The sequence below is a fragment of the Streptomyces sp. NPDC085937 genome (genome assembly GCF_044540535.1).
Classification (GTDB): Bacteria; Actinomycetota; Actinomycetes; order Streptomycetales; family Streptomycetaceae; genus Streptomyces.
On sequence record NZ_JBITSH010000010.1, the window covers coordinates 197,969 to 209,457 of the forward strand.

General features: G+C 72.4%; 9 protein-coding genes. 8 read left to right on the forward strand and 1 reads right to left on the reverse strand.

Translation table 11 applies throughout. The annotated features are described in order from the left end of the window. Positions 1–57 precede the first annotated feature (57 nt). Positions 58–2,142, reverse strand: a complete 2,085-nt coding sequence (locus ACIF8S_RS22040) for an NPCBM/NEW2 domain-containing protein (protein WP_400001072.1) — start codon at positions 2,140–2,142, stop codon at positions 58–60. A 508-nt stretch (positions 2,143–2,650) separates the two neighbouring features. Here ACIF8S_RS22040 and ACIF8S_RS22045 point away from each other — a divergent pair. From ACIF8S_RS22045 to ACIF8S_RS22080, 8 genes are all read left to right on the forward strand, one after another. Then, on the forward strand, positions 2,651–3,937 hold the full coding sequence (locus tag ACIF8S_RS22045) for an ABC transporter substrate-binding protein (protein ID WP_400001073.1): 1,287 nt from the start codon (positions 2,651–2,653) through the stop codon (positions 3,935–3,937). A 1-nt stretch (position 3,938) separates the two neighbouring features. Next, positions 3,939–4,877 carry a carbohydrate ABC transporter permease gene (locus ACIF8S_RS22050; RefSeq protein WP_400001075.1) on the forward strand — a complete coding sequence of 313 codons (939 nt, stop codon included), beginning with the start codon at positions 3,939–3,941 and terminating at the stop codon, positions 4,875–4,877. Continuing rightward, on the forward strand, positions 4,874–5,731 hold the full coding sequence (locus ACIF8S_RS22055) for a carbohydrate ABC transporter permease (RefSeq protein WP_400001224.1): 858 nt from the start codon (positions 4,874–4,876) through the stop codon (positions 5,729–5,731). The genes ACIF8S_RS22050 and ACIF8S_RS22055 overlap by 4 nt, the downstream gene beginning before the upstream one ends. Next, positions 5,728–7,824 carry an alpha-galactosidase gene (locus tag ACIF8S_RS22060; RefSeq protein ID WP_400001077.1) on the forward strand — a complete coding sequence of 699 codons (2,097 nt, stop codon included), beginning with the start codon at positions 5,728–5,730 and terminating at the stop codon, positions 7,822–7,824. The genes ACIF8S_RS22055 and ACIF8S_RS22060 overlap by 4 nt, the downstream gene beginning before the upstream one ends. Before the next feature lie 75 nt (positions 7,825–7,899). Continuing rightward, positions 7,900–8,673 (forward strand): SDR family NAD(P)-dependent oxidoreductase, encoded by a 774-nt coding sequence (locus ACIF8S_RS22065; RefSeq protein ID WP_400001079.1) that lies wholly within the window; start codon positions 7,900–7,902, stop codon positions 8,671–8,673. A gap of 40 nt (positions 8,674–8,713) precedes the next feature. After that, positions 8,714–9,451: a FadR/GntR family transcriptional regulator gene (locus tag ACIF8S_RS22070; RefSeq protein ID WP_400001080.1), complete on the forward strand. Its 738-nt coding sequence runs from the start codon at positions 8,714–8,716 to the stop codon at positions 9,449–9,451. Beyond that, complete coding sequence (gene dgoD / locus ACIF8S_RS22075) at positions 9,448–10,593, forward strand: galactonate dehydratase (RefSeq protein WP_400001082.1); 1,146 nt, start codon at positions 9,448–9,450, stop codon at positions 10,591–10,593. Before ACIF8S_RS22070 ends, dgoD begins: the two co-directional genes overlap by 4 nt. A 2-nt stretch (positions 10,594–10,595) precedes the next feature. Then, positions 10,596–11,444, forward strand: coding sequence for a hypothetical protein (locus ACIF8S_RS22080; RefSeq protein ID WP_400001083.1), 849 nt, complete (start codon positions 10,596–10,598; stop codon positions 11,442–11,444). Positions 11,445–11,489 lie beyond the last annotated feature (45 nt).

Here is an 11,489-nt window from a genome sequence, read left to right on the forward strand (position 1 = left end):
CGCAGGAAGACGGCGGGCACGCGGGCGAGGTGCGACCTCACGACGTGACGGGACCGGTCAGCAGGTGGCGTCGAGCCCCGCCCAGTCGGCGCGGTCGTTGTAGCCACCGTCACCGCCGTCCCCGACCACCAGGTCGAGCACACGGACACCGGTGAGGTCGACGTCGGCCTCGCGGACGTCGTCACGGCCCAGGACCCCGCTGTCGAACAGTACCTGTCCGTCCCCGACCACCTGGAAGTCCGACGTGCCGCCCTCCGGGCCGACGTTGCGGACGGCGTCGTCGATGCCGACGGTCGCACGCAGCCGGGTGCACCGGTCACCGAGGTAGTAGCGAACCGTGGAGGGCGAGGCGACGCCGAGGCCGGTCGGGTGGACCTGACCGAGCATGCTGATCGGCGACCCGCCGCCGACACTCCGGTCGACCGTCGGGCTCATCCACCCGCTGGTGGCGCTGATCCAGTCGTGGTGCGACAGGACGACGTCTCCGTCCGGGGCTGCCGGTGCCACGGTCAGCGCCGCGCTCGTCTCCTGTTCGAGACGGCCCTTGCCGGTGACCTCGTACGACGTCGTCGCGGCCAGCGCGGTGCCGCCCGGCGTGGCGTCGGGCGGCAACGTCACCGCGAAGGCGAGCGTGAGGGAACGCCTGGGCGTCAGCACCCCGGGTGCCGTGCCGAGCGGGCGTACGGTCCAGCCGTCGGGCACGTCCAGCCGCACCCGGGGTGAACCGACCGGCCGGGCGCCGTCGTTGCGCACGGTGACCTCGACCCGGGCACGGTCGCCGCCGGCGGCCACCGGAGCGATCCCGGCCGGTACGGCGTCGTCGCCGACGGCGGTCACCTGCGGCAGGCCGGCCACGACATGCGGAACCCCGGGCCTGCCTGTGGCCCGCCCGACCCGGAGGAGGGCCGCACCATGGGCGGGGACGGCGGCACCGATGGTGCCCGCGCTCTCGGTGACCCGGTCGGTCCACGCGTCCTTGACGGTGAAGCGGCCGCCGGACAGCCCCACCGAGCGGGCTGTCGTGGTGAGCGTCGCGGGGCTGTCGCCGCGGTTGAGCAGCACCACGGCACGGTCACCGTCGGCGAGCCGCTTCACCCACGTCTCCGTCGTGCCGGCGGGGCCGACGCGGACGGCCTGGACGGCGGCCGTGTCCTGGTTGACGGCGAGGACGTCGGGGTCCGTGAGGATGCCGAGCGAGGTGGCGCTGAGCTGCCGGACGTCGCTGCCGATCACCAGCGGCGCGGCCGCCACCGACCACAGCGTCATCTGCGTACGGAACTCCTCGTCGCTCATGCCCAGTTCGGGCCCGAGGTAGTCGGGGTCGTTGAAGTGCCCGGGCCCCGCGACCTCCGGGTGCCGCGCGTTCGCGTCGTAGTTGCGCAGCACGTCCTTGAACTTGATCTCGCCGACGAAGCCCACGTCCGTGTACGTCCGCCAGGACTGCGCGATCGCCGGTGCGTACGACCAGGAGTGCGTCGACTGCTGCTCCTCCGGATAGGTGCCCCAGTCGGGGGAGGTCACCGGATTGCAGAGGTTGAAGAGCATGGGGCGGCCGGCGGCGTTGTTCCGCAGGGCCTGCGCGAACTCGGTGTAGACGGTCTTCGGGTCGAGGTCCGCGGCGATCCCGCAGAGGTAGTCGACCTTGACCGCGTCGAACTCCCAGGCCGCGAACTGGTCCGCGTCGTTCTGGTAGTGGCCGTGGCTGCCCAGCCCGCACTTACCGGGGATGTAGGGCCCGGCGTCGGTGTAGATGCCGGCCTTGAGGCCCTTGGAGTGGATGTAGTCGACCAGCGGCGCGAGCCCGTCGGGGAACTGGTCGGGGTTGGCCACCAGATCGCCGGCCTCGTCGCGCGGCGTCGGCGCGGCCCAGTTGCCGTCGATCCAGACGTACTCGTAACCGGCGTCGCGCAGACCGCTGCTGACCAGGAAGTCGGCCGTCGACCTGATCTCCGCGTCGGTCGGGTCGCCCCCCAGGGCGTAGTAGGTGTTCCAGCCCATGTACGGCGTCGGGCTGAGCACCTGCGTGGGTGCCGCCGGCGCCGTTCCGGCGGCCTCACCGGCCTCGGGGGCCGCGTGGGCGGGTGCCTGCGCGACCAGCAAGGCGGTCAGGAGAGCCGGCAGGACGGTGAGATGTCGTTTCACATCGGATCCTTCGCTGTCCGATCAGGCGGGCGACCCGTCCCGGACGTGCGTCCGGCCGCCGCCTCGCGGGGGGATGCGGCGGGTCGCCTCGGGGTCCGTCAACGGACGTAGGCCTGCGGGATGTTGGCCAGGATCCTGACGGCCGTCCCGGCGCCCGTCAAGAATATTTCCTAAATTAACAGTTAGCCCGGCCTGTGACGGGGGTGGTGTGCGTGTCCGGCGTCGGCCGCCGCCCGAATTAATTAGGAATAATTGTTGACAAGGCCTCCGTCCGGCGCCACAGTCTTCGCCGTGACACCGGCCGGCACACTCGGTTGGCTCCGGCGCGTCCGGCGGCTCCGACCGTGCCCCCCGCCCCGCTCTCGCCCTCCAGGGCAAGCGAATCTCCATTAATTAGTAATTAACCTTGACGTGGCTCGATCGCCACGCGAACCTGTATGCGCCGCGAGCAGCGCCCGGCCCGCACCAGGGGCCGGCTCCCGCCGCGCGGATTCCCAGGGAGTGCTCCATGACCAACCAACAGCCCAGCCGACGACGGTTCCTCGCCGGGCTCGGCGCCGCCGGCACGGCCGCCCTGCTCAGCGGCTGCGTCACCTCCGGCTCGTCCGGCAAGAGTTCCTCCGGGGGAGCGGTGACCCTCCAGTCCAACCTGTCCGCCCCGCAGGCCAAGGCCGCGATGGAGGATCTGGTCGCCGCGTACGGCAAGAAGGGGACCGGCGAGGTCAGCCTGAACACGGTGGCCGCCGAGACCTTCCGCACCCAGCTGCCGACGTACCTCACCTCGGCCAACCCGCCGGACGTCTACACCTGGTACCCGGGGTCCGTCGCCGACGCCTACGCCCGCAAGAACCTGCTGCTCGACCTCGGCGAGGTCTGGTCGTCACCCGAACTGCGCGGCTACTCCAAGGCGTTGAACAGCCTCTGCACGGCGACCTCCGGCAAGAAGGTCTTCGTGCCCACGACCTACTACTGGTGGGGCATGTTCTACCGGAAGTCGAACTTCGCCAAGTGGGGCGTCAGCGAACCGAAGACCTGGGACGACTTTCTCGACCTGTGCGACAAGCTCAAGAGCAAGGGCATCACGCCCATCGGTCTCGGCGCGGGCGGCAACACCGCGTGGGTCGCCTCGGCCTGGTTCGACTACCTGAACATCCGCATCAACGGCGCCACATACCACCGCGAACTCCTCGCCGGCACGCACCGCTTCGACGACCCCGAGGTGCGCAGGGTCTTCGACCGCTGGCAGGAGATCCTCCCGTACTTCGACCCGGACGGCACCGCCGTCGCCTTCCAGGACGCCTCCACCTCCATGCTCAACGGCCGCAGCGCCATGATGCTGATCGGCACCTTCTTCGCCGACGCCGCCCCCAAGGACGCCCTCGACGACATCGACTTCTTCCGCTTCCCCGTCATCGACCCGAAGGTCCCGCTCGCCGAGGAGGCGCCCACCGACGGCTACTTCGCCGGCGCCCGCACCGGCCGCCGCGACGAGGTGATCGACCTGATGCGCTTCCTCGGCACCGCCGAGGCCCAGGAGATCTACATCAAGGGCTCCTCCGGCACCGTCCTGCCCTGCCACCCGGACGCCAAGGACGCCGGCACCCCGCTGGTCGTCAAGGGGCGCAAGCACATCGAGGAGGCGGCCGAGATCACCCAGTTCTTCAACCGCGACTCCAGCGACGCCCTCCAGCCCACCGCCGACAACGCGCTGACCCGCTTCATCGCCGACCCCAAGTCCATCGGCTCCGTCCTCACCACGTGGCAGCGCGACGCCGAGAAGATCTGGAACGCCTGACGTGGCCGTGCTGACCCCGACCAAGAGCGCCTCCCCGGCCCCCGCACCGCCCCGCGGCAAGCGAGGCCGGGGGGCCGCCCGCCGCACACCCCCGCTGGTGCTCGCCTTCGTCCTGATCCCCCTGCTCGCCGAGGCCCTGTGGGTTTTCTGGCCCGCACTCCAGGGCTTCTACCTGGCCCTGACCGACTGGGACGGCGTCTCCGCGCCCACCTTCGTCGGCCTGGACAACTTCCGGGAGATGGCGGGCGACGACACCTTCCGCAGCGCCACCTGGCACACCGTGCTCTGGCTGGTCCTCTTCGGCGGACTGTCCGCGATCCTGGGCCTGGCCACCGCGCTGCTGCTCCAGCAGGAGCGCCGCGGCATCGGCTTCTACCGGGCCGCCCTGTTCCTGCCCGTGGTCTTCTCGCTGGTCGCCACCGCCCTCGTCTGGCAGGCGATCTACCAGCCCGACGGCGTCCTCAACCAGGTCCTCGCCTCGGTCGGACTGGACAGCCTGCGCCACGCCTGGCTCGCCGATCAGGACACCGCCCTCTACGCGGTGATCGTGCCCGCCCTCTGGCGGCAGATCGGCTATGTGATGGTGCTGTACCTGGCCGGCCTCAAGGGCATCGACCCCGCCCTGTACGAGGCGGCCAAGGTCGACGGCGCCGGCCCCTGGCAGCGCTTCCGGCACGTCACCCTGCCCCAGCTGCGCAGCGTCAACGCCGTCGTCCTGTCCGTCATCGTCATCGACTCGCTGCGTTCCTTCGACGTCGTGTGGTCGCTGACCCGCGGCGGCCCCTACCACTCGTCCGAGCTGCTGAGCACCTACATGTACTCCACCGCCTTCCAGTCCCTGCGCCTCGGCTACGGATCCGCGCTGGCCGTCGTCATCTTCGTCCTCGCCTTCGGCGTGATCGCCTCGTACCTCGTCCGCGCCTTCCGGGAGGCCGACTGATGGCGAACCCAACCGTCCCGTCGGCACCGCTGCGGCGGCGCGCCGCCACCGCCGGATTCCACCTCGGCGCGGGAACACTGGCCGTGCTGTGGCTGCTGCCCATCGCCCTGGTCCTGGTGACCAGCCTGCGCTCCTTCGACGACATCGCCGCCAACGGTCTCGGCAGCTGGCCGCACTCCTTCACCCTCGACAACTTCCGCCAGGCCTGGGTCGACGGCGGCCAGCAGCGCGCGCTGATCAACAGCCTGCTGGTCACGATCCCGGCCGTGCTGGCGACCCTGGCACTCGCCGCCATGGCAGCCTTCGCCCTCAGCCGCTACGACATGCCCTTCAGGCGCTCGGTGTTGCTGCTCATGCTCGGCGGCAACCTGCTCCCGCCGCAGATCCTGCTCATCCCGGTGTCCAAGCTCAGCGAAATGATGGGCGTCTACGACACCCTGCCCGCCCTGATCGGCGTGCAGATCGGCTTCGGCGTCGGCTTCTACGTCTTCGTCCTGCACGGCTTCATGCGTGCCATACCCGCGGAGATCCAGCAGGCGGCCGTCGTCGACGGCGCCGGGCCCTGGCAGATCTTCTGGCGGATCATCCTGCCGCTCACCCGCCCCGCCCTGGCCGCCCTCAGCGCCCTGTCCTTCACCTGGATCTTCAACGACCTGCTGTGGGCCATCACGGTGCTGCGCAGTGACACCAAGATGCCCATCACCGCCGCCCTCATCGGACTCCAGGGCCAGTACGTCTCCATGTGGAACGTCATCGCCGCCGGATCCGTCATCGCCGCCGCGCCCACCGTCGCCGTGTTCCTGCGCTTCCAGCGGCACTTCGTCGCCGGCCTCAACCTGGGAGCGGTCAAGTGACGTACCAACGCTGGACCTTGCGCACCGACCGTACGAGCTACACCGTCCGGCTCTCCCCGGACGGCCCCTGGGCCGAGCTCGACGCCTGGGGTCCGCACGGCTGCGAGGACGGACCCTCCGCCCTCGACTGGTCCCGGCGCACCCACTTCCTCACCCCCGCCGACGCGGCACCGGCCGAGTACCTGCCGTCGGGGATGCGCCCGTTCACCGGGTCCGACCTCGTGGCCTCCCGCCCCGGCGGTGAGCGCGGGGTGTGGTGGGAGTTCTCCGGCGCCGAGGAGGGGGAGGGCTCGCTGCGGCTGGCCTTCACCGACGGCGTCCTCGGGCTGCGCACGGTCCTGTGCTACGCCACCGTCCCCGGCACCGACGTCGTCCTGCGCTGGACCGAGCACACGTGCACCGGTGACGAACCGCTGCGCCTGGAGCGCTTCGACTCGGCCGCCGTGAACGTCCCCGCGGCCGACGGCGTACGGCTGACCTACCTCACCGGCCAGTGGTCGCAGGAGTTCCAACGCACCCAACTCGACCTGACCCGCGGAACGTTCACCATGGGCAGCGTCCAGGGAGTGCCCGGGCACGCCTACGCGCCCTGGCTCGCCGTACAGGACCGCACCGCACCGCAGGACTGTCCGGCACCCGCGTACGGCGTGGCCCTGGAATGGCCGGGCAACTGGCACATCACCGCCGAGGCCGAACCGGGCGGAGCCGTCCGCGTCCGCGCCGGACGCGTCCCGCACGAGGGCGCGGTGCTGCTCGCCCCCGGCGACACCCTCACCACCCCCCGCCTGGCCTGCGCGTTCAGCCCCGACGGACTCGACGGACTGGCCCGGGTCCAGCACCGCTACGAACGCCGGCTCACCGGCGAACGCCTCCACCGCGCCCGCAAGGTGCTCTACAACTCCTGGGAGGCCACCGGCTTCGACGTCGACGCCGCCGGACAACTGGAACTGGCGGAGGCCGCCGCCGGCATCGGCGCGGAACTCTTCGTCGTCGACGACGGCTGGTTCACCGGCCGCGACGACGACACCGGGGGCCTCGGCGACTGGTACCCGGACCCGAAGGCCTTCCCGGAGGGCTTCGACCGGTTCGTCGCCGACGTGCGCGCGCTCGGGCTCGACTTCGGCCTGTGGGTGGAGCCCGAGGCGGTCAGCCCGGGCAGCCGCCTGCACGCCGAACACCCCGAGTGGGTGTACCGCATCGAGGACCGTCCCGCCCGCCTGGTCCGCAACCAGCTCCTGCTGGACCTCGGCCGCGCGGACGTCCAGGACTTCGTCACCGGCACCCTCGACCGGCTGCTGACCGCCTACGACATCAGCTACCTCAAGTGGGACATGAACCGTCCGCCCACCGAACGCGGACGCCCCGGCGCCGGCCCGGCCGACCGGCTCGACCTCGACGCCGCCCACGTCACCGGATACCTCCGCGTCCTCGACCACCTCCGCACGGCTCACCCGCACGTCACCGTCGAGGGCTGCGCGGGCGGCGGCGGACGCGTCGACCACGCCACCCTCGCGCGCACCGACGTCGTCTGGCCCAGCGACAACACCGCACCCCTGGACCGGCTGCGGATCCAGTTCGGCTTCCTGCACGCCCACGCCCCGCACGTCATGAGCTCCTGGGTGACCGACGCTCCCGGTCTGTTCGATCCGCGCCCGCGCAGCCTCGCCTTCCGCTTCGTCACCGCGATGTGCGGCGTGCTCGGCATCGGCGCTGACCTGCGCACCTGGAACCCGGAGCAACGCGCCGAGGCGGCCCGGTGGATCGCCCGCTACAAGGAGGTGCGCGACGTGATCCACCACGGCGAGGCACACCTCCTGGCCACGCCGGACGACCCCACCTGCGGGATCCAGTACGACGCCCCGGACGGGAAGCGCACCGTCGTCGCCGCGTTCGGCACCGGACGGCTCGACGGCGCCCCGCTCGTCCCCGGCCGCCCGGCCAGGCTGCGCCTGCGCGCCCTCGACCCCCACGCCCGGTACCGCGACACACGCACCGGCGCCACGTACGGGGGAGCCCACCTGCTCCACTACGGTCTGCCGTTCGCGTGGAGCGCCGGCCACGACGCCGAACTGGTGCTGCTGACACGGCACTAGGCCGAGCCGCCACGTAGGTTGCCAGCACACCCCCGACACCCACCGCCCGACCCCGCGAAGGAGCCCGACCCCACGATGGACCAGCCAGCACGACGTCACGGCACCCGCTACCACGGCCGCACCGCCGTGGTGACCGGAGCCGCCTCCGGCATCGGAGCCGCCACGGCCGAGCGCCTGGCGCGGGAAGGAGCCGCCGTCGTGCTCGCCGACGTCGCCGCAGCGGCCGGCGAGACCGTCGCCGCCCGCATCACGGCGGCGGGCGGCCGGGCGGCGTTCGTACGCGCCGACGTCTCCGCCGAGGCCGACTGGGAGCGCGTACTGGACGCCGCGCACGCCTTCGGCCCGGTCGACCTCCTGGTCGGCAACGCCTACACCGTGGACGTCGCCCCCGCGCACGAACTCACCCTCGACTCCTGGCAGCGGCAGCTCTCCGTCAACGTCACCGGCAGCTTCCTCGGCTTCCGCGCCGTCCTGCCCGACCTGCGGGAACGGCAGGGCGCGGTGGTGCTGACCTCCTCCGTCCACGCCCACGCCGGCATCCCAGGCCACCCCGCCTACGCCGCCTCGAAGGGCGCGCTGCTCTCCCTGTGCGGGCAGCTCGCCGTGGAGTACGGACCCGAGGTGCGCGTCAACGCCGTACTGCCGGGACCGATCCTCACCGCGGCATGGGACAGGGTCCCCGCCGAGGAGCGCGAACGCAGCGTTGCCGGGACCGCCGCAGGCCGCTTCGGCACCCCTGGCGAAGTCGCCGCCGCCATAGCGTTCCTCGGCAGCGACGACGCCTCCTTCGTCACCGGCTCGCACCTCCTGGTCGACGGCGGCTGGAGCGTCGTCAAGGCCTCCGCATGACCACCACCGACCGTTCCGCGCAGCAGAAAGGCTCTCCGACATGACGCCCTACGCCCGTCGTGGTGTGCACGGCCAGACCGTGGAAGCCCTGGCCCGCCGCATCCTGGGTGGGGAGATCCCCGAAGGCGCCACGCTCGACCTGGTGGCACTGCAGAGTGAACTCGACGTGAGCCTCACCGCGCTGCGCGAGTCGCTGAAGGTCCTCGCCGCCAAGGGAATGGTCGACGCCCGCCAGAAACGCGGCACCTTCGTGCGGGCGCGCGGCGACTGGAACCTCCTCGACGCCGACGTGCTGCGCTGGCAGTTCGAGGGCGGCCGGACCACGGAGGCCGACCGCGCGCTGCTGCGCAACCTGGCCGAGGTGCGCGCCATCATCGAACCGGCCGCCGTGCGGCTCGCCGCCGAGCGGCGCACCGCCGACGACCTCACCGCCCTGGACGACGCGCTGAGGGCGATGGGAGAGGACGACAGCGACGCCGGTCACGCCGTGGAGGCCGACCTCGCCTTCCACCGGGCCCTGCTGAAGTCCACCCACAACGAGCTGCTGGAACGCATGGAGATGGTCATCGAGTCGGGCCTGGCCCACCGCGACCGCATCGTGCACAGCTCCCCGCACGGCGAGAACCCCGTGCCCGCCCACCAGGCGGTCCTGGACGCCGTGCGCGAGCAGGACCCCGACGCCGCCGAGGCCGCCATGCGGGCCCTGCTCGACCAGGCCGGCCGCGACCTGGAACGTGTCGACGGCGACGACGAGACGAAAGGCCCCGGCCCGCAGTGAAGATCGCCCGCATAGAAACGTTCCTGGTCCCGCCGCGCTGGCTGTTCTGCCGGGTGGAGACCGACGACGGACTCGTCGGCTGGGGCGAGCCCGTCGTCGAGGGCCGCGCCGAGGTGGTGCGCAGCGCCGTCGACGTCCTGTCCGAACACCTCCTCGGCGAGGATCCGCTGCGCATCCAGGACCACTGGCAGGTGCTGACCAAGGGCGGCTTCTACCGCGGCGGCCCGGTGCTGTCCAGTGCCGTCGCCGGACTCGACCAGGCCCTGTGGGACATCGCGGGCCAGGCCTACGGCGCCCCCGTGCACGCCCTGCTGGGCGGCCCCGTCCGGGACACCGTCCGGGTCTACGCCTGGGTGGGCGGCGACGAACCGGCCGGGCTGCGCGAGCAGATCACCGCCCAGGTCGAGGCCGGCTTCACGGCGGTGAAGATGAACGCCGCCGGCGCCACCTCCCCGCTCACCACCGCCGCCGAGACCGCGGCCGTGGTCGCCCGGGTGGCCGCCGCCCGTGACGTACTGGGCCCGGACCGCGATGTCGCCGTCGACTTCCACGGCCGCTTCACGGCGGCGGCGGCCCGCCGTGTCCTCACCGAACTCGCGCCACTGCACCCGCTGTTCGTGGAGGAACCCGTCGTCCCCGAACAGAGCCATCTGCTGCCCGGCCTGGTCGCCGCGAGCCCGGTGCCGCTCGCCACCGGCGAACGCCTCTACTCCCGCGGGGAGTTCCTGCCCGTCCTGAACGCCGGGGTCGCCGTCGCCCAGCCCGACCTCTCCCACGCGGGCGGCATATCCGAGGTGCACCGCATCGCGACCCTCGCGGAGACCTACGGCGCCCTGCTCGCCCCGCACTGCCCGCTCGGCCCGATAGCCCTCGCCGCCAGCCTCCAAGTCGCTTTCGCGACACCGAACTTCCTCATCCAGGAGCAGAGCCGGGGCATCCACTACAACAAGGACGCCGACCTGCTGTCGTACGTCGTCGACCCCGAGCCCTTCCGCTTCGTCGCCGGGAACGCCCTGCGCGGCGACCGCCCCGGCCTCGGCGTGAGTGTCGACGAGGCCGCCGTGCGCGCCGCCGACCGCGCCGGACACGCCTGGCGCAACCCCGTGTGGCGCCACGCGGACGGCTCCTTCGCGGAGTGGTGAGCATGCCATCGCCCAGCACGCCGCCGGCGCCGAACACGCCACTGAGCATCACCACCGACCTGGAGCACGGCGGACGCTGGACGTCCCTGAAGGCGGGCGGCCGGGAATGGCTGTGGCGGCGCGAGACATCCCGCCGCGCGGCTGTCACCCCCGGGAGCGCGTTCGTCGACGCGGGCGGCCTCGAGGAGTGCGTCCCGACCGTCCGCGGCACCCCCGACCACGGGGAGGCATGGGCCCGCCGCTGGCGCCGGGACGGGGACACCGACCGGGTGGACTGCGAACGCTTCACCCTGACCCGCCGGATCCGGGTCACCGGCGACGTCGCCGAGGCCGACTACACCCTGGCCGCCGACGCCGGCTTCCGGTTCGTCTGGGCGGCCCATGCCCTGCTGGCCCTGTCGGACCGGGCGGTCCCGCACATGACCCCCGGCGCGCCCACCCGCCTCCACCCCGAGGCGGCACCGCTGCTGGCGGAGCCGTGGCCCGCCGGCGCGCCCTGGCTGGAGGGCCCCTGGCCCGCGCCGCACGGACTGCGCCTCGACCGGTTCGGTCCGGACGACGGCACGGCGGTCGGCGCGGTCGTGGACACCGACCGCGTCTGCGTCCACGACGGATCCGCGGACCGGCTCGCGATGTCCCTCCAGGCCGACGGACAGCCTGCGTCCGTCGCCCTGTGGCGCAATCTCGGCGGCTTCCCCGGGGAACACCCCTACCGGAGCACGGGTGTCGAACCGATGCTGGGGCGGGTCTTCGACCTCGCCGACGCACGCGAGGGCGAAGCCGCGCGCGTACCGGCGTCCGGCGAGGTCCGCTGGCGGCTCACGCTGACCGCCGACTGCCGCTGCCCCTGAGCGCTGCGCCTGAGCCGGGGCGCCCGCCGCCCGTACCCGAAGAAC